The sequence below is a fragment of the Amphibacillus indicireducens genome (assembly GCF_039539605.1).
In the GTDB taxonomy this organism is placed as follows: Bacteria; Bacillota; Bacilli; order Bacillales; family Amphibacillaceae; genus Amphibacillus; species Amphibacillus indicireducens.
This window is the reverse complement of the sequence record NZ_BAABDL010000152.1, coordinates 1-24,248: the sequence shown is the minus strand read 5'-3', so window position 1 is coordinate 24,248 and position 24,248 is coordinate 1. Positions and strand designations below refer to the sequence as shown.

Annotated in this window: 16 protein-coding genes; 15 read left to right on the top strand and 1 reads right to left on the bottom strand. The window is 38.0% G+C overall.

Annotation, left to right across the window (positions count from 1 at the left end; translation table 11 throughout):
* Positions 1-635 precede the first annotated feature (635 nt).
* The 15 genes from pcrB (at position 636) to ABD814_RS12815 (ending at position 22,908) form a co-directional block, all read left to right on the top strand.
* Complete coding sequence (gene pcrB, locus ABD814_RS12885; RefSeq protein WP_344914049.1) at positions 636-1,319, top strand: heptaprenylglyceryl phosphate synthase; 684 nt, start codon at positions 636-638, stop codon at positions 1,317-1,319.
* Between the two features lie 16 nt (positions 1,320-1,335).
* Positions 1,336-3,570 (top strand): DNA helicase PcrA, encoded by a 2,235-nt coding sequence (pcrA, locus tag ABD814_RS12880; RefSeq protein WP_344914045.1) that lies wholly within the window; start codon positions 1,336-1,338, stop codon positions 3,568-3,570.
* 17 nt (positions 3,571-3,587) lie between these two features.
* Positions 3,588-5,585 (top strand): NAD-dependent DNA ligase LigA, encoded by a 1,998-nt coding sequence (gene ligA / locus ABD814_RS12875; protein ID WP_344914042.1) that lies wholly within the window; start codon positions 3,588-3,590, stop codon positions 5,583-5,585.
* 20 nt (positions 5,586-5,605) lie between these two features.
* Complete coding sequence (locus ABD814_RS12870) at positions 5,606-6,772, top strand: CamS family sex pheromone protein (RefSeq protein WP_344914039.1); 1,167 nt, start codon at positions 5,606-5,608, stop codon at positions 6,770-6,772.
* A 135-nt stretch (positions 6,773-6,907) separates the two neighbouring features.
* Positions 6,908-7,198: an Asp-tRNA(Asn)/Glu-tRNA(Gln) amidotransferase subunit GatC gene (gene gatC, locus ABD814_RS12865; RefSeq protein ID WP_344914036.1), complete on the top strand. Its 291-nt coding sequence runs from the start codon at positions 6,908-6,910 to the stop codon at positions 7,196-7,198.
* Positions 7,199-7,213: 15 nt separating this feature from the next.
* The gene (gatA, locus tag ABD814_RS12860) at positions 7,214-8,686 is read left to right on the top strand and encodes an Asp-tRNA(Asn)/Glu-tRNA(Gln) amidotransferase subunit GatA (RefSeq protein ID WP_344914033.1); all 1,473 of its coding nucleotides are present in this window, start codon (positions 7,214-7,216) and stop codon (positions 8,684-8,686) included.
* Positions 8,687-10,117, top strand: coding sequence for an Asp-tRNA(Asn)/Glu-tRNA(Gln) amidotransferase subunit GatB (gene gatB / locus ABD814_RS12855; protein WP_344914030.1), 1,431 nt, complete (start codon positions 8,687-8,689; stop codon positions 10,115-10,117).
* 104 nt (positions 10,118-10,221) lie between these two features.
* Entirely contained in the window at positions 10,222-11,160 is a 939-nt protein-coding gene (locus ABD814_RS12850) for a diacylglycerol kinase (RefSeq protein WP_344914028.1), read from the top strand.
* Positions 11,161-11,473: 313 nt separating this feature from the next.
* Positions 11,474-12,847 carry a 23S rRNA (uracil(1939)-C(5))-methyltransferase RlmD gene (gene rlmD, locus ABD814_RS12845; RefSeq protein WP_344914024.1) on the top strand — a complete coding sequence of 458 codons (1,374 nt, stop codon included), beginning with the start codon at positions 11,474-11,476 and terminating at the stop codon, positions 12,845-12,847.
* A gap of 495 nt (positions 12,848-13,342) precedes the next feature.
* Positions 13,343-14,323: a Gfo/Idh/MocA family protein gene (locus ABD814_RS12840; protein ID WP_344914021.1), complete on the top strand. Its 981-nt coding sequence runs from the start codon at positions 13,343-13,345 to the stop codon at positions 14,321-14,323.
* Between the two features lie 116 nt (positions 14,324-14,439).
* Positions 14,440-15,156: a DsbA family oxidoreductase gene (locus ABD814_RS12835; RefSeq protein WP_344914018.1), complete on the top strand. Its 717-nt coding sequence runs from the start codon at positions 14,440-14,442 to the stop codon at positions 15,154-15,156.
* A gap of 374 nt (positions 15,157-15,530) precedes the next feature.
* Positions 15,531-16,103, top strand: coding sequence for a restriction endonuclease subunit S (locus ABD814_RS12830; protein WP_344914015.1), 573 nt, complete (start codon positions 15,531-15,533; stop codon positions 16,101-16,103).
* Positions 16,100-19,303: a type I restriction endonuclease subunit R gene (locus ABD814_RS12825; RefSeq protein WP_344914012.1), complete on the top strand. Its 3,204-nt coding sequence runs from the start codon at positions 16,100-16,102 to the stop codon at positions 19,301-19,303. Before ABD814_RS12830 ends, ABD814_RS12825 begins: the two co-directional genes overlap by 4 nt.
* 250 nt (positions 19,304-19,553) lie before the next feature.
* Positions 19,554-21,119, top strand: a complete 1,566-nt coding sequence (locus tag ABD814_RS12820) for an SIR2 family protein (RefSeq protein WP_344914009.1) — start codon at positions 19,554-19,556, stop codon at positions 21,117-21,119.
* 655 nt (positions 21,120-21,774) lie between these two features.
* A complete protein-coding gene (locus ABD814_RS12815) occupies positions 21,775-22,908 on the top strand; it encodes a restriction endonuclease subunit S (protein WP_344914006.1) in 1,134 nt (377 codons plus the stop codon).
* 28 nt (positions 22,909-22,936) lie between these two features.
* Here the strand turns inward: ABD814_RS12815 and ABD814_RS12810 are convergent, their stop codons facing one another.
* Positions 22,937-23,869, bottom strand: coding sequence for a site-specific integrase (locus ABD814_RS12810; protein ID WP_344913997.1), 933 nt, complete (start codon positions 23,867-23,869; stop codon positions 22,937-22,939).
* Between the last annotated feature and the right edge of the window lie 379 nt (positions 23,870-24,248).

Below are 24,248 nucleotides of genomic sequence, written 5' to 3'. Positions count from 1 at the left end.
GCCGTATACGAGAACCGTATGTACGGTGGTGTGAGAGGGACGGAGGTTAGTCACCTCCCCCTATCTCAATTTTTGGAAATATTCTATTCGTATGCTTGCAAAACAAAACAGCCGTTGAAATGACACGAATAACCCTTATTCGTATGTTTTCAAACAAAAACATCGGCTGAAATGACACGAATAGCTCCTATTCGTATGCTTTCAAACAAAAATAACAGTTGAAATGATACCAATAGTCCTTATTCGTATGATTTCAAATGAAAATAGTGATTGAAATGTCACGATAACCCCTATTCGTATGTTTTCAAACAAAAACAGCGGTTGAAATGACACGAATAGCCCCTATTCGTATGTTTTCAAACAAAAACAGCGGTTGAAATGATACCAATAGTCCTTATTCGTATGCTTTCAAATGAAAATAGCGATTGAAATGTCACGATAACCCCTATTCGTATGATTTTAATCATAATATGTAGTCGACATGTCTCAAATATCAGCTAATTTTTAGTTCTTATCCTTTTATCAAAAAACTCCCCTTACAGGCGTGGTTTTTGTTATAATTTAAGATGGTATAATGTTGATGGCGCAATTATACGATGGTCATCAATCAAAAGGTAAAGTTAGGGGGCTTCATGTTGTATAATCGAAAGGCATGGAAGCATGTATTTAAATTAGATCCAGCAAAATCATTAACTGATGAAGAACTGGATCAAGTTTGTCAATCGGGTACGGATGCGATTATCGTTGGAGGGACGGATAATATTACGCTTGAAGGTGTGATTGATTTATTAAATCACATTCGTCGGTATCCAATTCCTTGTGTGCTGGAAGTGTCAACGGCTGATGCGATCACGCCTGGTTTTGATTTTTATGGGATTCCGGTCGTCCTCAATAGCCAAGAGAAAAAGTGGCTACTTGATGCTCAACATCAAGCGATTAAAGATTATGGTCAGCTGATCAATTGGTCTGAAATTTTGACTGAAGGTTATGTGATTTTAAATCCGGAGGCAAAGGCTTATCAAGTGACGCATTGTAAACTTCCAGATCGTGCTGATGTGATTGCTTATGCACAAATGGCTGAGCAGATGTTTCGTTTGCCAATTTTATATTTAGAGTATAGTGGTACATATGGCGATCCAGAGTTAGTCCGCGAGGTAAAGCAAATATTAAACAATACGCAACTTGTTTATGGTGGTGGAATCACGACACTTGCGCAAGCGGAGCAAATGGCTCAATTTGCTGATACAATAGTTGTTGGCAATAGTTTATATGAAAATTTTGACGAAGCGATTGCGACAGTCAATGTTAAAAAAGATTAGTAAAGGCGGTGGCAGGATGAATCATTCAACTCATCCCTTACTTGAAGGGTTAAATAAAAGACAACAGGAAGCGGTTCAAAAAACAAATGGTCCGCTTTTAATTATGGCAGGTGCCGGGAGTGGGAAGACGCGCGTATTAACGCATCGGATTGCTTATTTATTAGAAGAAAAGGATGTCGCGCCTCGCAATATTTTAGCGATTACATTTACTAATAAGGCGGCTCGGGAAATGAAGAATCGGGTCAGCAATCTCGTTGGACCAGAAGCGGATTATATGTGGGTATCGACTTTCCACTCGATGTGTGTTCGGATTCTAAGACGTGATGCGGATAAGATCGGGATCAATCGTAACTTTACGATTTTTGATACGGCCGATCAATTAACAGTGATTAAAAATATTTTAAAAGCGAGAAATATCGATCCGAAGCAGTTTTCTGCACGTGGGTTTTTAGCTGAGATTAGCAATGCAAAAAATAAGCTCCAAACTCCAGATCAATATCAGAAACGAGCCGGTGATTATTTTAGCAAAATGGTTGCTGATGTGTATCAGGATTATCAAAGAACACTCCATAGAAATCATTCACTCGATTTCGATGACTTAATTATGCAGACAGCAATTTTATTTAAACGAGCGCCAGAGGTTCTTGAGTACTATCAACGTAGGTTTCAGTACATTCATGTTGATGAGTATCAGGATACGAACTTTGCTCAATATGATTTAGTCAAAAGCTTAGCAGCTAAATATGAGAACTTATGTGTTGTTGGTGACTCGGATCAGTCGATTTATCGCTGGCGTGGTGCTGACATTAAAAATATTTTATCCTTTGAAAAAGATTACCCAAATGCGAGTATCGTTTTCCTAGAGCAAAATTATCGTTCGACGGAATCGATTCTTAATGCAGCCAATGCTGTCATTAAAAACAATCCAGATCATAAAGAGAAGAAGCTTTGGACGGAGCAATCAGGTGGTTCAAAGTTAAAATATTACAATGCCCAAACTGAGCGCTATGAAAGCCTCTATGTCGCGAATGAGATTGAAAAATATATTGATCAAAGTGAGTATAATTATCGTGATATTGCGATTCTCTATCGAACGAACGCCCAGTCACGTGTGATTGAGGAGACGTTTGTTAAGGCAAACATTCCGTATCAAATGGTTGGTGGGACTAAGTTCTACGACCGAAAAGAAATTAAAGACGTGCTTGCCTATTTGAGGTTGATTGCAAACCAAGATGATGATGTCAGTTTTGTCCGGATCGTTAATGAACCGAAGCGTGGTATCGGTGCAACAACGATTGAAAAGCTCCAAAGCTATGCAACCGCCCATGACATCTCATTATTCACAGCTGTTAAAGAAGTTGATTTTATCGGTTTAAGTGCACGAGCGACAAAATCACTTGCCGAGTTTGCCGAAATGATCAACAATTGGATCAAACAACAGGAATTTTTAACAGCAACTGATATGGTTGAGCAAGTACTAGATAAATCTGGTTATGAAGCAATGCTTAAAAATGATCGAACAATTGAGGCAGAAACACGCCTAGAAAACATCAATGAATTTAAATCAGTTACCCAACATTTCGAAAAAAATAGCGATGACCAAACGTTAATTGCTTTCTTGACTGACTTAGCATTAATTTCCGATATTGACAGTATGGATGATGATCCGTTTGCTGATAATAAAGTCACGATGATGACACTACACGCTGCCAAAGGACTTGAGTTTCCAGTCGTCTTTCTTGTCGGGCTGGAAGAGGGGATTTTCCCGCATAGCCGATCAATTGATGATCATGAGGAAATGGCCGAGGAGCGTCGGTTGGCATATGTTGGCATTACCCGTGCCGAGCGCGAGCTCCATTTAACTCACGCTCAATATCGAACGCTGTTTGGGAAACCACATAATAATATGATGAGTCGATTTATTAAGGAAATTCCAGATCAGCTATTGGAAGGCTTCACTAAAGAAAAAACAACACCAGTATTTGCGATTGCTGACGATGAGCGAAGCTTTTTCCCAAGCCAAACGCCTCAAAAACGTCAACCTGTTAAACGAGCAGCTCGCAAACAAACAACTGGGGGAGAAAAGCAGGACTGGCAAGTTGGTGACAAAGCGAGCCATAAAAAATGGGGAATCGGTACGGTTGTCAGAGTGTCTGGTCAAGCTGAAGAGCTTGAACTTGATGTTGCCTTCCCAGCGCCAACAGGGATTAAACGCCTCTTGGCAAAATTTGCACCGATTACGAAACAATAAGAACTGAGGTGGGATTTTTGACGAAGATAGAAGAACAAATCAAGGAGCTTCGAAAACTGCTCCATAAGTATAATCATCAATATTATGTGTTGGATAACCCAACGGTTCCTGATGCGGAATATGATCGCCTCATCAATCAATTGATTGAGCTTGAAGCAGACAATCCTGAGTTGATTAGACCAGATTCGCCAACACAACGAGTCGGTGCAAAACCACTTGATCTGTTTGAAAAAGTTGAACATACAACACCGATGCTGAGCTTGTCGAATGCATTTAATGTCGAGGATTTACGTGACTTTGATCGGCGCGTTCGTGATGGACTGGGACTCGATACCGTTGATTACGTCGCTGAGTTAAAGATTGACGGACTCGCTGTCTCGCTTCGCTATCAAGACGGGATCTTTACCCAAGGAGCAACCCGTGGTGATGGAACTGTTGGTGAGGAGATTACACAAAACTTAAAAACGATTCGGAGTATTCCACTTTCGATTGCTGAAACGAACACAATTGAAGTCCGGGGCGAAGTTTTTATGCCAAAACAGTCATTTCTAAAACTGAATGAAAACCGTCAAAAACAAGAACTTGACCTGTTCGCAAATCCGCGAAACGCTGCCGCTGGTTCGATTCGCCAGCTTGATCCGAGCATCGCAGCCGAACGAAATTTAGATATTTTTATTTATGCTGTAGGTGAATGGCAAGCCGGAGCAATTGATACCCACAGTGAACAGCTCACTTATTTAAGTGAATTAGGTTTTAAAACAAATCAAGAATGGCAAAAATGTGATGGAATCGATCAAGTGATTGACTACGTTGAATCATGGATTGAACGTCGTAATGATCTGCCCTATGACATTGATGGGATCGTGATCAAAGTTGATCGCTTAGAGTATCATGACATTTTAAAAACGACTGCCAAAAGTCCGCGCTGGGCCACGGCATATAAGTTTCCAGCCGAAGAAGTTGTGACAAAATTAATCGGTGTTGATTTTAGCGTCGGAAGAACGGGAGTCGTCACACCAACGGCAGTGCTTGAACCTGTCAAGGTTGCAGGGACAACGGTTCAACGTGCCTCACTTCATAACGCTGATTATATTGAAGAAAAAGATATCCGCCTAAACGATGCGGTTGTAATTAAAAAAGCAGGTGACATTATTCCTGAAGTCGTACGCGTCATTCCAGAACAGCGCGACAATGAGTCGGAGCCATTTTTAATGCCGACACACTGTCCATCGTGTGACTCTGAGTTAGAGCGTCTCGATGGTGAAGTCGCCTTAAGATGTATGAATTTGAACTGCCCAGCCCAACTAAAAGAAGGCTTAATCCATTTTGTCTCACGTCATGCGATGAATATTGACGGCTTAGGTGAAAAAATTATCGCCCAATTATATGACGAAGAGCTCGTAGCTAAAATTACCGACCTTTATCAGCTCGAAAGAGATCAACTCTTAAAACTCGAGCGCATGGGTGAAAAATCAGTTGATAATTTATTGACAGCGATTGAAGCATCGAAGCAAAATTCATTAGAACGTTTGCTGTTCGGCTTTGGAATTCGTTTTGTTGGTGTGACAGCAGCTCGAACTCTCGCCGTTGCATTTGAAAACATCGATCAACTAAAGCAAGCAAGTTTTGAAGAACTAATCGAAGTCGATGAAATTGGTGAAAAAATGGCTGACTCAATTTCACGCTTTTTCTCAAATGAAGATGTTCTAGAGATGATTGAGCAGTTAAAGAGCCTGGGAATCAATACGACATACCTAGGTGCCAAACCAACTGCAACAAGTAGTACGGCAATTTTTCATCAAAAAACGGTTGTTTTAACGGGGAAGCTTGAACAATTGACGCGAACTGAAGCGAAGGAAAAAATTGAAGCACTCGGTGGAAAAGTAACAGGTAGTGTGAGCAAAAAGACTGATTTATTAATTGCAGGTGCTGATGCAGGTTCAAAATTAGCCCGGGCTGAGCAGCTTGAGGTTGAAATCTGGACTGAAGCACAGTTTATTGAGGCGATCGAATGATCGGAGAGGAGGAGGAGATTATGAAGCATGTTCGTAAAGTGCTTGTTGTTTTAATAATGCTGATTCTTGTTGGTTGTGCGCCTGATTTTAGCAATCGGGATGAAGTGATTGATGAGACTTTGCCGGAAGATAGTGGTCAAGAAACAGCGATTATTCCAAATTACAGTGTCTCTGAATCAGAATATCAGGTGCTCCTGCCTTATCGATTAAGTCAATCACGGGGGGTAACGACGAACCAGGTTGCTAATCGTCTCGATATTACGGCACTTGAAAATGATTTGCGGCGTCATTCGACGACAGTGTTTGATCCGGATACGTATTTCTTCCAAGAAGGTCAGCAAATTGGTTATAGTGAATTGTTCAGTTGGCTTGAGCGTGAGTCGGAGTCGACGGAACTAGGCTTAAATCCATCGGCAGATATCGATGATGATACATCAACAGAAGATAAGATTGAGATTGAACGGGAAAATCCAAAATATTTATCACATATTTTAGAACAGAATTATTTAGTTCGAACGGATGATAATGTCGTTCAATTAGGGGGGATTTCAATTGGGATTGCGATGAAATCCGTTTATCGGTTTCAAACTGAAGTTGGTGGACCATTTTATTATGAAGAGATTGACTTCGATGATATGTTAGCTGAAGCGACAACAATTGCTGAGGAAGTTGTGGGTCGATTGAGAGCAAAGGATGGGCTTCAAGAAACACCGATTATGGTGGCAATTTATCGTGAAGCACCACGTGATGGTCTCGTGCCGGGAAGTTTTGTAGCCAAAAAAACAGTCCAGGGAGGCAGTCAAACGATTGGTAGTTGGGAGATGATTGATGAGACGTATGTGCTTTTTCCATCAACCGAAGCACGCAATCTTGATTCGAATTTATCATCAACAGTTGAGGAATTTAAATCTGGGATTGAAGACTTTTTCCCGAACTTTGTTGGTGTGATCGGTGAAGGTTTTTATCAAGATGGTGAAATTCAGCGACTTATTTTAGAAATTCCAATCGAATTTAACGGGCAAGCTGAAGTTGTTGGCTTTACTCAATATGTTTACGGATTGATGATGGATAGTTTTCAACCCCATTTTGACTTAGAAATTGACATTCGATCAAATCAAAGGCAAGAGAGTTTAATTATTAGAGAAGCGGGCGCGGAAGAAGCGTTCGTTCATGTTTATCAAAGATAGCCGATTGTTCGAAAAAACTTGAAATTAATTCGTCATATTTTTCAGAAAATAGCAATTCAATAGTTGCACAACAGACTTATTGTTTGCTATGATCTTAGATAGGAAAAAACGTTAAATCTTGTGGAGGTGAAGGAAATGGCAAAAATGACAAAAGATCAAGTGAAAAAAATTGCCGATGTCGCACGTTTAGACATAAATGAAGAGGAAACAGAAGTACTCGTTCAACAATTAAGTGATATGTTAAGTTACGCAGATGTATTGAAAGATTTAGATACAGAGGGTGTTGAGCCATTGTATCAAGTTCATGAACATACAAATGTGCTTCGAAAAGATGAACCACGTCAATGGATTACACAAGACGAGGCGCTTAAAAATGCAACTATAAAAAAAGATGGACAATTCCAAGTTCCATCAATTTTAGAATAGGGGGTCGATTAAATCATGTCGATTTTTGATTATACATTAAAAGAAATTCAAGAGAAGCTACATAACAATGAGTTGACTGTAACTGATTTGGTAGAAGCTTCTTATGATCAAATTGACCGTGTTGAAGACGAGCTGAAGTCATTTATTACGTTAAATAAAGAAGCGGCATTAGCTCAAGCGAAGCAACTTGATCAAGAAACAAATGATACGAATAACCCACTGTTTGGTATTCCAGCTGGGATTAAAGACAACGTGTTAACGAAAGGATTAAAAACAACTGGAGCGAGTAAAATGCTCAGTAATTTTGAGGATCCACTTTTTGATGCAACCGTTGTTGAAAAACTTAATGACGCAAAAACAGTGATGATCGGTAAATTAAATATGGATGAATTTGCAATGGGCTCGTCAACAGAGAATTCAGCGTTTTCAACGACACATAATCCATGGAATATTGACTATGTACCGGGCGGTTCAAGTGGTGGATCAGCTGCAGCTGTTGCAGGTCGTGAAGTTTTCTTCTCACTAGGATCTGACACTGGCGGTTCGATTCGTGGTCCGTCATCATATTGTGGTGTTGTCGGGATGAAGCCAACTTACGGCTTAGTTTCACGTTTTGGCGTGATCGCTTTTGCTTCATCACTTGACCAAGTTGGAACAATTACAAAAACAGTTGAAGATAATGCTCACGTTTTACAAGCGATTGCTGGACAAGACCCGATGGATCAAACGACTGTTGATGTTGAAGTGCCAAACTATCAAGACGCTTTGAAAGATGGGGTTAAAGGTCTGAAGATTGCTGTTCCAAAAGAATTTTTAGCTGAAGGTGTCAGCGAGGAAGTGAAGCAATCCGTTCTCGATGCATTGAAAGTATACGAAGACCTTGGTGCTACATGGGAAGAAGTAACATTGCCACATTCTAAATATGCCGTTGCTGCTTACTACATTATTTCATCAGGTGAAGCATCAGCAAACTTAGCGCGCTTTGACGGTATCCGCTACGGCCACCGTTCAGAAAATGCGACAAACATGATCGATCTATTTAAAAAATCTCGTAGCGAGGGCTTTGGTGCAGAAGTGAAACGCCGAATTATGTTTGGAACACTAACACAGAGTGCCGGCTACTATGATGACTATTATCATAAAGCGCAACAAGCACGCCGACTAATTAAGGCAGACTTTGATCAACTTTTTGAAAAATATGATGTTGTGATTGGACCAACAACACCAACAACAGCATTTAAGATTGGTGAACAAATGGATGATTCACTAACGATGTATGCAAATGACTTATTAACGATACCAGTTAACTTAGCTGGAGTACCAGCGATTTCAATCCCATCTGGTTTTTCAGAAAAAACGGGCTTACCTTTTGGTTTACAAATTATCGGGAAGCACTTTGCTGAAGATACAGTCTTCAGAACTGCTTACGCATTTGAACAAGCGACCGATCATCACACGAAACGCCCAAACTTGGGAGGTGCAAAGTAAATGAATTTTGAAACAATTATTGGTTTAGAAGTTCACGTTGAATTAAAAACAAACTCAAAGATTTTTAGTCCAAGCCCGAACCATTTCGGCGCAAAACCAAACGAGAACGTTAACCCGATTGACTTAGCTTATCCAGGTGTGCTTCCGCAATTAAACGAAGAAGCAATTAACTTTGCGATGAAGGCAGCAATGGCACTAAATTGTGAGATTGCCACACATCAAAGATTTGACCGGAAAAACTACTTTTATCCAGATAATCCGAAAGCCTATCAAATCACTCAAGATGCTCAACCAATCGGAAGTAATGGTTGGATCGATATTGAAGTTGATGGCAAGACGAAAAGAATTGGTATTACCCGAATTCATATGGAAGAGGATGCTGGTAAACTGATTCACAGTGATGACGGCTACTCATTAGTTGATTACAACCGAGCAGGAACACCACTCGTTGAAATCGTATCTGAGCCTGACATCCGCTCACCAGAAGAAGCTTATGCTTATTTAGAAAAACTGAGAAACATCATTCAATTTACAGGTGTTTCAGACGTTAAAATGGAAGAAGGATCACTACGTTGTGACGCGAACATTTCCTTACGCCCAATTGGTCAAGAGAAGTTCGGTACAAAGGCCGAATTGAAAAACTTAAACTCATTCTCATTTGTCCAAAAGGGATTAGAGTTCGAGGAAAAACGTCAACGAGAAGTGCTCTTAGCGGGCGGAGAAATTTTACAAGAAACACGTCGTTACGACGAGCAAACGAAAGAAACAGTCTTAATGCGAATTAAAGAAGGTGCTGACGATTACCGTTACTTCCCAGAGCCTGACTTGATGCCACTGTACATTGATGAGGCGTGGAAAGAACGAATCAGAGCAGAAATTCCTGAGCTTCCAGATGCACGTAAAAAACGTTACATCGAGGAATATAAGCTCCCAGCATATGATGCAATGGTTTTAACAAGTACAAAAGAAATGTCTGATTTCTTTGAAGCAACAATTGAAGCAGAAGCCGACATTAAACAAGCATCAAACTGGTTAATGGGTGAAGTTTCAGCATATATGAATAAAGAGCAGAAGGACTTATCTGAACTTACGCTAACGCCAGCAGGACTTGCAAAAATGATTAACTTGATCAATGACGGAACATTATCATCAAAAATGGCGAAAAAAGTTTTTGCTGAACTTGTTGAAAATGGTGGCGATCCAGAGAAGATCATTAAAGAAAAAGGCTTAGTCCAAATTTCAGATGAAGGACAATTAACTGACATTATTACGAAAATTCTCGATGCTAATGAGCAATCAATCGAAGACTTTAAAAATGGTAAAGATCGCGCATTAGGATTCTTAGTCGGTCAAGTCATGAAAGAGACTAAGGGACAAGCGAACCCACCGATGGTGAATAAGATCCTACTAGCTGAAATGAAAAAGCGCTAAAGTCATAACGGGGACTATCAATACATAACATATTGATAGTCTTTCTTTTTCGATAATGCTATGATAAAGAGAGAGAATATAGTAAGTGATTTGGGGGAATCGTGATGAAACGTTGCCGAATTATTTATAATCCAACCGCTGGAAGAGAGTCATTTAAAAATAAATTACCAGATGTATTAGTTAAATTAGAACAAGCAGGTTTTGAAACATCCGTCCATGAAACGACAGCGAAAGGCAATGCAACTGAAGCGGCAAAATTAGCGGCTGAACGCAAGTTTGATACGATTATTGTTGCTGGTGGAGATGGTACGATTAATGAAGTCGTTAGCGGCTTAGCCGAGGCAGATTATCGCCCTCGATTAGGGATTGTTCCTGCTGGTACGACTAATGACTTTGCTCGTGCACTCCATCTTCCTAAATCTGTTGATAAAGCAGTTGACGTTATTGTCGCAGGTCAAACGAAAAAACTAGATATCGGTAAAGTGAATCAGCACTATTTTGTTAATATATCAGGTGGTGGAAAACTAACCGAAGTGTCGTATGAAGTGCCGAGTAAATTAAAGACATTGATTGGACAACTTGCCTATATTATTAAAGGGGCAGAGTTACTGCCGAGACTAAGACCAATTCACACGCGCATTGAATACGATGGAGCAGTTTTTGAAGAAGAAATTATGTTGTTCTTAGTAGCAAACACAAATTCTGTCGGCGGTTTTGAAAAACTCGCCCCAGATGCAGAAATGGATGACGGCGTGTTTGATTTACTCGTCTTAAAAAAGTGTAACATTGCCGAATTTATCCGGGCGATTACAGCAGCAACAAGAGGTGCGCATTTCGACGATCCAAATGTTTTTTATGTACAAGCTAAAAACATTAAAATAGAAACAGAAGAAAGAATGCAGTTGAACATAGATGGTGAGTATGGTGGCGATTTACCTGGTGTCTTCACAAACCTCAAGCAACATATCGAATACTATCTCCCAACAGATGAACAAATCAAGCGTGGTAAAGAAGATAAGGAAACAGAAGAAGCTCTCGATTAATTTCAAGAGCTTTTTTTAAATAATCAATCAGTTCACGGGCAAAATCTTAATTTCGCGTGCAGATCCATGAATTCGCGTGTAAAAATTGAATATCGCGCGTAAATCTCTAAATTCGCGTGTAAATTTATTATTTCGCGGATAAGACAAAATATAACTGCTATGAATGACTCAATTTATAGACATTGATCTGAATATTCATGACAATTTTTTTATTTCCCGGGAAATATAAAGTCGAATGGTGGTAATCAAGGCGCTATAAGGTGATATACTAAGTAAATAGTTAGCAAGTCGATTCAGAAAGGAAGTAAAATTCGTGTCTAAACAGCAAACGCCAGTCCAGAAAAACCAAACAATTGAATTATCATTTGAAGATATTACTCATGATGGCAATGGTGTCGGTAAAATAAACGGCTATCCGATCTTTGTCTCAAATGCATTGCCAGGTGAAACAGCGAAAGTGAAAGTAATCATGGTTAAGAAAAACTTTGCAGTCGGTCGTCGTCTTGAATTAATTACAACGAGCCCAGACCGGGTCAAGCCACCATGTGATGTTTTTTATAAATGCGGTGGCTGTCAATTGCAACACATGAGCTATCAGATGCAATTGAAAATGAAGCAAAATCAAGTGAAGAATGTGCTAGCAAAAATCGCACACATTACAGATGTCAATGTTGAACCGACATTGGGCATGGACGATCCTTGGCGCTACCGTAATAAAGTGCAGATACCAGTTGGCAAAAAAGACGGTAAACTGATCACTGGATTTTACCGCCCCCGTAGCCATGACATCATCGAAGACATGGAACGCTGCATTGTGACATCTGAAGTGAATGATGATTTAGTTGATCTCATTCGCGAAGTTGCTAATGACCTTGACATTCCCGCATATAACGAAGAAACTCATCGAGGCGTCTTACGTCATATTATGGTTCGATCAGGTGAAAATACCGGACAAACAATGGTTGTTATCGTGACTCGGACAAATAAGATCCCAAAGCAAGATGAATTTATTGAGCGAATTTTGGAGAAACAGCCAAACATCACCTCAATTATGCACAACGTTAATCCAGACCGCACGAATGTAATCCTTGGCAAAAAGACAAACTGCCTCTGGGGTGAAGAATATATTTATGACACAATCGGGGATGTCAAATTTGCAATTTCAGCGCTGTCATTTTATCAAATTAACCCGAAACAAACGAAAGTACTCTATGATAAAGCATTAGAATATGCCGACTTATCAGGCGGAGAGACAGTTATTGACGCTTATTGCGGCATCGGTAGTATTTCACTCTTCCTCGCCCAAAAAGCTAAAAAAGTTTACGGTGTTGAGATTGTTCCACAAGCGATTCAAGATGCGAAGAAAAATGCTAAGTTGAATGGCATGGATAACACAGAATTTGTCGTTGGACAAGCAGAAAAGGTCATGCCAGCGTGGACAGCAGACGGTCTAAAACCAGACGTAATCGTCGTTGACCCACCAAGAAAAGGCTGTGACGAAGCTCTATTACATGCAATGGTTGAAATGAACCCTGAGCGAATTGTTTACGTCTCATGTAACCCAGCAACATTAGCACGCGATTTAGTGACATTGACTGAAGGCGGGTACAAATTGAAGAAAGTTCAACCAGTCGACATGTTTCCGCAAACTTCCCATATTGAAGTTGTAACGGTGCTGGAGCGGTAGTTGTAACCCCATAATAAAGTCTTGAATTTTGAATAAACATTTGTAAAAGTCCCGCTTCTTAGAGAATAAAGATTTGAAAGAGCCAAGATATCCTGATGGAATAAAAGGGAAAATTAAATAAACTCAAGGGTTTCCCTATTGTTTTTCGACAAGACTCTATTATTTTTCAAACGGTAGAATGCGGGTTGGAAGGGGAGAATTTGCAAGGGTTTATTATGTTTTTACAAATTAAATTACTTATGGTTGAGTTTGTGATATTTAATGCATCATTGCAATCCTAGGGTGTCCGTGGTAGTATTATCAGAATTCTATAATCCTATGTTTTAGCTATGTCCAAGGAACTAAGGATTAAGCTAAAGAACGGATAGATAATTATGATTTTTACAGAGTTCGTTTCGGAATAGAAAAAATAGGTACTAGCTATGTACTGACACTTGTTAATGATAATGTTATATTTTTATTGTATTGACAAAATAATGTGAGGGGATAATTAAAATGGATATTATTAAAGTTGGTATAATCGGCTGTGGTTGGTTTGGAAACGTTCATTTGGATAATCTATTAAAAATTGATGGGGTCGAGGTTACTGCATTGACATCCTCCAATATCGTAAAATTAAAGAAGACTGGGGAAAAGGCTCCTAAGGCAAATTTATATTCGAATCATAAAGAAATGTACGAGAAGGAAAACCTGGATGCTGTATTTATTTGTGTTCCGCCAGATAGTCATGGGGATGCCGAAATACTTGCAGCTCAAAAGGGCATACACATGTATGTAGAAAAACCCATAGAAGTCTCTGTTCAAAAAGCAAAAACAATAGAAGCTGAAATCAAAAAGGCCGGTGTCATATCATCTGTTGGATACCAGGAAAGATATAACGAGGAAATGAACAAAATTAAGGCTTATCTATCCAATAAAAAAGTAGGACTAGTTACCGCAAGATGGTTAGGTGGAATTCCTGGAGCCCCCTGGTGGAGAAGAAAGGAAAGATCAGGTGGGCAGATTGTAGAGCAAAGCACCCATTTGTTTGATACGTTGAGGTATTTATTTGGTGAAGCAGAATCAGTATTTTGTCTAGGAAGAAAGGGACTGGTAGAGAATATTCCCGACTATAATTTAGAAGACTATTCTGTAGCAACAATCTCATTTAAGTCAGGGGTACTTGCTACAGTTGAAACCGCTTGTTATCTAGATGATATTAAACATTTTAATGGCGCTGGATTTCGAATTGTCTGTGAAGATGAAGTGATTGAGTGTGATTGGAATAATGAGTTCCGTTATATTACAAATGATTCCATTCGAAAGGTTTCAGTTACAGAAAGTTCTCATTTGAAAGCCGTAGAGGAGTTTATTAATTCAGTAAGAACTGGCGACAGCCATGGTATTAAGTCAACATATTCTGATGCAGTTAAAACCTTTGAATTGACAATGGCTTCAAATGAATCGATTAAGAGTCAGTCTCCACAACAGGTTTAAATAACTTAAGCTAAAATATAAGTGCAGAAAGTCAGTGTGCCCACACAATAAAGTCTTGCATTTTGAATGAACATTTGTCAAAGTCCCAAGTGGTACATTTCAAGGAGGAAAGGGTTATGATTAAAATAGAATTTTTCCATGACGTTATTTGTAGTTTTTGTTTCCCGATGTCTGCAAGGATGCGAAAGATAGCTGCGAAATATAATAATATTGAAATCGATCATCGTTCGTTTGCTTTAGGATGGGAAGCTGAAGACTTTATCCGGAGTTTTGGCTCACGAGAAGCTGTTAAACCAGAAGTTTTAGGACATTGGGTTCAAGCAAATAAAAACGATGATGAACATCGTTTCAATATAGAAGGCATGCGTCAAACGGATTTCAACTTTCCGATCTCAAAGCCAGCTTTGAAAGCTGCAAAAGCTGCTGGCATTGTCGGTGGAGAAGCTGTTTATTGGGATGTCTTCGATCGTCTCCAAAACAAATTGTTTGTTGAAAATAAGAATATTGAAGATATTGCTGTATTAGAAGAAGCAGTGAAAGAAACGAGTATCTCATTTGCTGATTGGAAAGCACAATTTGAAAAAGAGGAGACAGAAAAAGCTGTCTTGGCCGACTTACAGTTAGCGCAGTCCTATGGGGTTAATAGTGCACCAACCCTAGTTATTAATCGAAAATATGCAATTACTGGTGCTCAATCTCAAGAGCATATTGAAGAAATATTGGCTAAGATTTCACAAGATGAGGGAATCCCATTAAATAAATTGCTAACCTTTAAAACTGATGATCCGGCCGGTTCGTGTTCGATTGTCGATGACAAATGGCAATGTGATTAAAAAGGGGAAATTATATCGTTTTGATGTTTCGGGGGTGTACCCACATAATAAACATTTTTATAATGGAGTTTTAAGGGAAAACATCTATTTTGTCAATCTGACGGAATGGATGTTTTTCTGTTTGTGATAATAAATCAAGAGGATAGAGCAGATGTTATCAACAATTCAGATGTTTAAGAATTTAAAATGATATAAATCACTAGTATGAAATTGACTTATTCAATTTTTTGTTTTATTTGAGAGGTAAGAAAATAATTCGCCATAAATGTTTTTGTAATTTATTAAAATTAAAAAAAGAGGGATTGTATTTTGAAAGGGCTACTGATATAATTGTGTCATTAAATAATATTTAATTTTAGAGAGGCACGGTTTCTATGTTGAATTTGAGTGATGTGGTTGAATTTATAAGTGGTTCACCTCAATTTAGAATTACTGAAGTATTTGATGCTAATGCCCCGCTTTATACTTATTATGGTCAGCCTGATTTGGCTGATGACTTAGTTGGTATGAAGACAAATACTGATAACAAACAAGTAAGAACGTATGATAAAGTCAATACACTATATACTGATGATGTCATATTTAGTCTAATTTCTGGAGATTCAACAATTGTAAGTAAAGAGCGAGAAGGTTATCTTTACACACAAAACTATGTGAAGTTGATACCTAATGAAAATATTGATCCAATGTATTTGGTTTATCTTCTTAATGAAAATCAGTTGATTAAAAAGCAATTTCTGATGGGATTGCAGGGTTCACAAGTTTTAAAATACACACTGAAACAGGTGAAAGAGTTAAAGTTACCTGACTGTCCATCAATTGAGAAACAAAAAAAAATTGGTGAATTATATTTTAATCAATTGCGGCTTCAAGCTTTACGTACTCGTGTAGCAAGATTTGAGACAACAATACTTTTAGCTAAATTAAAGGAGGCAAGTAAAACATGAATGAAAATCAATTTGAAACGGAACTCATTCAATACATCACAAGTGGAACGATTACTAAACCAGAACATCTTGCAGGTATTATCGGAAAAGAGAAAACAATGGATTATGTTGTTAAGACGAAACTTTGGAAATATGAACCGGACATCAAAACAACTGATCAACTTTGGGATAACTTCAAAACAATTTTAGAACAACATAACCAAAACACGCTTGATCATCCACTCAGTACAGTTGAGTTTAATCAAGTAAAAAAGATCATTTCAGATATCCAAACGCCATATGAGGCAGGGCAGTTTTTATATGGTTTAAATGGCGTATCACAAATTGAAATTGATTTGGATGATGGTCGTCATGTATTTTTGACGGTTTTCGATCAAAAGCAAATTGGTGCTGGCGATACGGTCTATCAAGTAGTCAATCAAATTAATCGTCCGGCTGTGATTACGGGAAAACAAGACCGTACATTTGACACGACTCTTCTTATTAATGGTCTACCCATCATTCAAATAGAAGAAAAACGTGATACTCGGAATGTTGACGAGGCCTTAAATCAAATGCATCAATATGCCGATGAAAATCAGTATCGTGATATTTTCTCTACTTTGCAAATTTTGGTGGCGATAACACCGAATAATGTGAAGTACATGGCAAATACCACAGCTGATAAGTTCAATAAAGACTTCGCCTTTAACTGGCAACGTAAAAGTGACAATACAATTGTACGAAACTGGAAAGAATTTGCCGATTCAATGTTGTCCATACCGATGGCACATCAAATGGCGACAAACTACATGATTTTAGATGGTACAAAAAATAAGCAAATGCTTAAAGTGATGCGGCCTTACCAAGTTTATGCGACTCAAAATGTGATTGAAAATTTGAAACGAGCGGATTTTGAACTTGGAACTAATAAGGTTGGCTATATTTGGCACACAACGGGTTCGGGGAAAACAATTACAAGCTTCAAGACTGCGTGGCTAGCAAGCCGAATGCCAAAGGTTGATAAAGTCGTTTTTGTGGTTGATAGAATTGCTTTGACAAAGCAAACAAATGAGAACTACAAAGCCTACGATCCAGATGCAAGTGATGATATGCTGGGAAGTGTTCAAAATACGAACAACACAAATGACCTGAGCCGTAAACTTAAGAGTAAAGATAATAGCATTATTGTTACGTCAGTGCAAAAACTAGACACTCTAGTTAAACGTAAGAATTTTAAAGCGCCAGAAAAGAATATCGTCTTTATTGTTGATGAAGCGCATCGTTCGACAGGGGGAGAAAGTTTTGCAACCATCCAAAAAGCCTTTAAGAGATCGGCCTGGGTTGGTTATACGGGAACTCCTATGTTTGATGAAACAACGACTGGTTTGCGCACGGAAGATATCTTTGGTCCGTTGTTACACGCCTATACGATTCGGGAAGCGATAGCAGATAGAAATGTTTTAGGATTCAAAGTCGACTTTCAAACGACGATTGACGAGGAACAAATGAGAAAAACCTATCTACCAACCTTCTATCGCGAACGCTACCCCAAGTGGACGGAAGAGCAAATTCAAGAAAAAATTAATAATCTCACACAAGAAGATATGGATGATGCGGTCGAACCAAGTTTCTATGATGAAAATCCTGACCACATCAAATTGGTTGTCGAGGATATCTTCAAAAATTGGCGTAATCGCTCAAATGAAGGCAGATATAATGCTTTATTTACGACACATGTAGGTGGTGGGAAAGCGAGTACACCAATGGCGATGATGTATTTTCGTGAATTTCAACGTGTCAATGCAGAAAATAAACAAAATGGCGGACAAACATTAAAAGTTGCTGTGACCTTTAGTCAAAACTCGTCTAATAATGATAGTATGCTTGCGACGAATCAAGGATTGTATGATGCGATTATGGCCTACAATAAAGAGTTTGGAACAGATTGGGGTATGGATGACGTAGCGGGTTACACGCAAGATGTGACAAGCCGTTTGAATAAGTCTGTAACAGACAAGAATTATCTTGACCTTGTGATTGTCGTTGACCAGCTTTTGACTGGTTTTGATGCACCTGAACTTAATACATTATATGTTGACAGAACCCTAAAAGGATCTGGACTTATTCAAGCTTACTCAAGAACAAATCGTATTGCTGATATGCAAGAAAAACCTTGGGGACGAATTGTAAATTACCGTTGGCCAGCCCAAAACGAAAAGTTGATGAATAAGGCTTTAGCAATCTATGCGAATAAGGATTCTGCAATTTTATCAGAGGATGATCAACGGGAATCCAACCAAAAGGATGGTGTGATCGCCAAGCCGTTTGAAGATGTGTTCGATGAAGTGAAAAAAGTGGTTGATAAATTGGCAAGTTTAACAAGTGATTTTGAACAACTACCACCGTCTGAAAAACAAAAAGATTATATGTTGGATTTATTGCGTGAATATAATATCGGCATGGCAAAGTTAAAACAGTATGATCCAGAGGAAGTGGACGGGCATGAGGTCGGTTTTAACTATGACAATCCTGATGATTTAGTTGAAAATCTAGGAATGACTTCAGAACAAGAAGTGATGTTGACGACTGTTTTAACGAATGAATTAAAACAGCATATTTCAAAAGAGAAGAAAATTCCACTGTATCAGATTGAATTAAGGATGACACACGTTAAGGATGTAAAAGTTGACTACGATTATTTAACGGAATTAGTAGAACAATTATTAAATCAAGTCCATTACGGTCAAACGGCAGAAGCTAAAGAAACGCAAGAGAAAATCAATCAATTTGCCAATGGGTTGGATGATCGAAATTACGCAGCTAAGATTATGAATGCTGCAACCGCAATTATTAAAGGGGATTTTCCGCCAGAAGGTTCAAATTATAAATATCCTGTGAGACTAGCTGATAGTGAATCAATCATTCAAGCGGCGAATATTGTGAACCTTGATCGGATGTTCTTAGACTTTCGTGTGAAATGGGGGATCACAGATATTATCACAAGCGCTCAGATGCGTGAGCTTTTCAGTCGGCACCGTTTTGGTTTGCAAGACTTGGATGATACTGGGCAGATTCGGGACATCATCGCTCAAGCAAGTAATGATTACCAGACAATGGCACATGATGAAGAAATACAGGCACTGTCAAAAATTAAATACCGTAACGGCTTACGTGATGCTATTTATATGTTAGCTGATGAGTTGGTTGTAAACCACTAGGTAAAGAGTTATCTTTTAGTCTAGTGAATAAGACGAAAAAGTGGTTGTTTCCGTTTTGGAAAATACCACTCAATATGGCGAGATTGAAGGGAAAATGCTAACGAAAGATGTGATTGTTATTAAAATAGGAGTAAGTATACTAGGTAAGAACGACTGTGTCTTATCGTCTGTTGACTAGTGGGTGGAAGGTTTAATCATTTTAGAAAACCTTACGAAAGAGTGAATAAATATGTGAGGCAGGTGTATTGTTTTGTCGAAAATTGAAGAACTTGTTCACGGGTTTAATGCAACACCTATTCTCTTTGTGGGTTCAGGGTTATCGCGAAGATATTTGAATCTACCAGATTGGAAAGGTTTATTGGAACATTTTGCAAAGATAATTAACAACAATGATGATTTCACTTATAATTCCTATGAAAATAAAGCGAAAGGATTTGAATGTAGAGCAGGTATTATGCCTAAAGTTGCGGAATTAATTCAGAAGGATTATGATTTTAAATGGTTTGCTGACCCCGCAATGAGAACCGTTGATGAAAAGGTGTTGAAAGATATCAAAGGACAAGGTTTCTCGCCATTCAAGGCTGAAATAGCTACTTTTATTAAAAGCCAAACTATAGTTAATCCAAAATATAAGGAAGAGATAAGTAAACTTGCTCAGATTTCCGAAAAGAGCATCGCGGGGATCATAACAACAAATTATGATTCTTTTCTTGAAGATACATTACAGGGATTTACAAAATATATTGGTCAAACCGAATTAATATTTTCGGCAATTCAAGGTATTGCAGAAATATACAAAATTCATGGTTCAGTCGAAAAACCCGATAGCATTATTATTAATGAATATGATTACGTCATGTTTGAAAAGAAAAGCGCATACCTTGCTGCAAAGTTAATGACGATTTTTATGGAATATCCTATTATTTTTGTTGGATACTCTATCGGAGATACAAATATACAAAACATTCTGAAATCTATCGTGGATTGCTTGGATGAAAAACAACTCTCAATACTTGAAGATCGTTTTATATTTGTTGAATATAAGCCAGATATGGTGGGGGTAGAAATTAGTCCATTTACGATAATGATCAATAACAAACCGCTAATTATGAAAAAGGTAACTCTATCTGACTTTTTGATTTTGTACAAGGCATTAGAAAAAAAGAAAACAAAGTTGCCTGTGAAAATCCTACGCCGTTTTAAGGAAGAGCTGTACAATTATACTGTTACAAATATGACCACTAACAATTTAAGAGTAGCTGCTTTGGATGATACACGGGTAGATGATGAAGAATTAGTGCTAGCTATTGGGAAAGTTTCAGATTTGGGGCTAAAGGGGTTAAACGGAATTGACGGAAATGAATGGTACCGCGATATTATAATAGGAGACTTAGGCTTTACCGCGGATGAAATGTTGGAATATGCTTTTCCAAAAGTGTTGAGACAAAACTCAGGAAGGCTCCCAGTCAATAAATATCTAGGAGAGGCAACAAAAGAGTTTCCGGAGTGTAGGGAAATAGCAATTATGTTAGATTTTGATAAAATCATTTCACCTTCAATCCAAAAAAACAGAAAGAGTTTGGGTCACTATACCTCTGTACAACAAATTTGGAGACAAGAGAAAAAATCATTAGAGCGTGCTTTAAGGTTGATGTCGCATCTTGAAGAACCGCAAATTATAATTGAGGATCTTGAGAACGTACTAAAGGAGATTTTTTCAGAAGATGTAAATGTATTGCAGAATGTAAGTGCGCAAATAAGAACGCATCTAAGAAGGCTTATCCTGATATACGATTACTTGAAATGGGGTAAATAAAAAGAGCTTCCTGACTCAAGCATTTGTAAACAAACACCGTACAGGAAACCCTTAATTCATCTAAACACACCTTCCAGATTTAGCATCTATAGATAGACACCTACTGTTTAGCGCGATATTAATAATAGTATATGTTTAGTATATAAAATAATAAGCAGATTGTAAACAGAAAAAATAGATTTTCAAAAATAGTAAGTGTGCTGCGGTGCAGGAGTGGAATGAAGAAAACAATGGTGCGTGATAAAGAAGTACAAGTGCTATAAAAAATAAATAACGAAATGGCTTACGTAAGCCATTTACATGTTGAGTGGTGATTTAGTTATAAACTAAAGGGGTCAAAAAAAGTCTATAAAGTGTGTGGTGAATATGGTTTATACAATGAATGAAAGACAACTTTTTATGTATAGTGTTGATGAAAAAGTGGTTAGTGCAGAATTTGCACATACCACTTAGTGCGATGCTATTGAAGGAAAAACTTAAACTAAGAAATGTTTTTTGAAAAATATAATCGTTATGAAGCTTTTGAGGGGCGCAGGCTTGTTCCTGATAGCATAGCCAGGCAAAAAGCCATAGATGAATATAGAGAATTTAACAAATATCAAAAAATCGTTTCTGATTTTGACAGAGAGATTAAAAAGATACAAGGAGAACAGACATGAGTGAAAACAACACAAATATACCAAAATTAAGATTCCCGGGATTTACTGAGGCTTGGGAACAGCGTAGGTTGGGAGAGTTGGCTGATATTGTTCGTGGGGCAAGCCCAAGACCTATTCAAGACCCGAAATGGTTTGATGAAAATTCTGATGTTGGTTGGTTACGAATTGCAGATGTAACTGAACAAGATGGACGTATTCATCATCTTGAACAACGCATTTCAGAGTTAGGGCAGGAAAAAACCCGCGTACTTACAGACCCTCATTTGTTGCTAAGTATAGCCGCAACTGTTGGTAAACCTGTCGTAAACTACATTAAGACGGGTGTACATGATGGATTTTTAATTTTTCTTAATCCTAAATTTGATCGCGAGTTTATGTTTCAATGGCTAGAAATGTTTAGACCTATGTGGCAAAAATATGGTCAGCCAGGAAGTCAAGTAAATTTGAATTCTGATTTAGTGAAGAATCAAGTAATCATGCTTCCAACTGAAGAAGAACAGAAGGAAATAGGTGGTTTTTTCTCACAACTCGACAACCTTATCACCCTTCATCAGCGAAAGCTAAAACACTTACATGATAAGAAGAAAAGTTTGCTTCAAAAAATGTTCCCGAAAAATGGATCGAATGTTCCTGAAATTCGTTTCCCTGGATTCACTGACGCTTGGGAACAGCGTAAGCTGGGGGATATGGTAGAATTTTTTAATGGTAAACGAATACCTATTGATTCAGAGAAACGAATACATGGTAAATATCCCTACTATGGAGCAACGGGTATTATTGATTATGTTGAAGATTATATTTTTGAAGGAGAGTATGTTCTTTTAGCGGAAGATGGAGCAAATATTACTACAAGAAACAGTCCAATAGCCTATTTGCCTGAAGGGAAGTTTTGGATTAACAATCATGCACACATCATGAGAATGATGTGTGGGTCAAATTATTTCTTATTGCAATTATTAGAAAAACAAAATTATGAGAAATATAACACGGGAACAGCCCAGCCGAAGTTAAATGCAAAAGTTGTTAAAAATATGACACTTAATTTCCCATTTAAAAAAGAACAAGAAAAAATCGGTGAGTTCTTCAAAGAATTAGACAACACTATTACCCTTCATCAGCGTAAGTCATAAACCAATAAATAACAGTAAGTGATGATGATTAACTTAATGCAGACAAAGAACGCATGACTAAGTCCACATCTTTATTTTCAAGCTCTTGGATGATGTGGAGATACGTTCTCTGAGTTGTTGTCATACTAGCATGTCCGAGCCTGCGAGCCACACTTGCGATTGATACTCCAGCAAATAACAAAAGTGAAGCATGTGTATGTCGTAATCCATGTATTGAAATACACGGTACGTCAGCATTTTTACAACAACGTGCTAAAATGTCATTTACAGTTGAATTATAGATTTTACGATCATCACTAACAAAAATTGGTTTATCCTCAATTAACCCTTTAGTTAATTGCGAGAATTGGATAACCGTTTGCCAGTCGAGTTGTATTTTACGAACCGAAGATTGATTCTTAGTGGGTAAGAATCCTCCATCACCCTTATAATCCCAGGTTTTATTAATGGATAGCATCTGGCGGATATAATCAAAATCATTGGGTGTTAAAGCTAGTGCTTCGGAAAAACGTATCCCAGTTTTGGCAACCAACAAAATAAACCAATCCCAGTTGATTTCTGCTCCAAGGTTTAATCGGCTTAGCAAAGTGTGCAACTCAAATTGATTAAGATACTTTGTCTTTTTTTCACGCGGTGTTTTGCCTTTAATGATCGCTTTTCGAGTTGGATCACGGTCGATTAAACCCTCATCAACCGCATCAAGGATTGCGCCTTTAAGCTGATGGTGAAAATCCATTGTTGTTTGGCGTTCGTGTTCGACAGCATAGTCATTCAGCAATTGCTGGTAAGTAAGACGGTTAAGCTGATATATACAAAGATTTGGAATTAACTTTTCAACCCATTGATGGGTCATCAAATATTTGGACATAGTAACTTTACGTATCGCACCTTCTTTGTATATCATTATCCAACGCTTGTAGTAAACATGAAATAATTCATTTTTGTCACTCTGATTGATCATTGTAATTTCCTCCAATTTTTTTATAATAGGGCTGGCTTACGCATATGAAGGGTTTGAGGGGATTTTTTCAATAGTATTATGAAGTTAAATGTTTTAAGAAGTTATGTCTAGGTGCCTATCACATTTTAAATATGTTGAATAATGTTAGATCTTCGAGAGTAGTTATAGGCTCTATCTAATATAGATTTTACACGATTATCAATGGCATATGTCATATTTAGAAGTAAAATCCTGAGCTTTATCCTTAATTAAACATAAGTTCCTCTAATGCCTTGAAGCTAAAGGAATTAGAGGGTTTATTAATAAGTAGTGTACACTGAATAATATCTAAATGCCGTCCTCTTAACAGTTCTGTTGATTTTTTGATATACTAAGTGCA

What these genes read in the sequence shown, in the direction of transcription:
- gatC (WP_344914036.1), top strand. Translation starts at nt 6,908, where the DNA reads ATGGCAAAAATGACAAAAGATCAAGTGAAAAAAATTGCCGATGTCGCA.
- ABD814_RS12840 (WP_344914021.1), top strand. Translation starts at nt 13,343, where the DNA reads ATGGATATTATTAAAGTTGGTATAATCGGCTGTGGTTGGTTTGGAAAC.
- gatA (WP_344914033.1), top strand. Translation starts at nt 7,214, where the DNA reads ATGTCGATTTTTGATTATACATTAAAAGAAATTCAAGAGAAGCTACAT.
- ABD814_RS12815 (WP_344914006.1), top strand. Translation starts at nt 21,775, where the DNA reads ATGAGTGAAAACAACACAAATATACCAAAATTAAGATTCCCGGGATTT.
- ABD814_RS12830 (WP_344914015.1), top strand. Translation starts at nt 15,531, where the DNA reads ATGTTGAATTTGAGTGATGTGGTTGAATTTATAAGTGGTTCACCTCAA.
- ABD814_RS12835 (WP_344914018.1), top strand. Translation starts at nt 14,440, where the DNA reads ATGATTAAAATAGAATTTTTCCATGACGTTATTTGTAGTTTTTGTTTC.
- ABD814_RS12870 (WP_344914039.1), top strand. Translation starts at nt 5,606, where the DNA reads ATGAAGCATGTTCGTAAAGTGCTTGTTGTTTTAATAATGCTGATTCTT.
- pcrA (WP_344914045.1), top strand. Translation starts at nt 1,336, where the DNA reads ATGAATCATTCAACTCATCCCTTACTTGAAGGGTTAAATAAAAGACAA.
- gatB (WP_344914030.1), top strand. Translation starts at nt 8,687, where the DNA reads ATGAATTTTGAAACAATTATTGGTTTAGAAGTTCACGTTGAATTAAAA.
- ABD814_RS12850 (WP_344914028.1), top strand. Translation starts at nt 10,222, where the DNA reads ATGAAACGTTGCCGAATTATTTATAATCCAACCGCTGGAAGAGAGTCA.
- ABD814_RS12810 (WP_344913997.1), bottom strand. Translation starts at nt 23,869, where the DNA reads ATGATCAATCAGAGTGACAAAAATGAATTATTTCATGTTTACTACAAG.
- ABD814_RS12825 (WP_344914012.1), top strand. Translation starts at nt 16,100, where the DNA reads ATGAATGAAAATCAATTTGAAACGGAACTCATTCAATACATCACAAGT.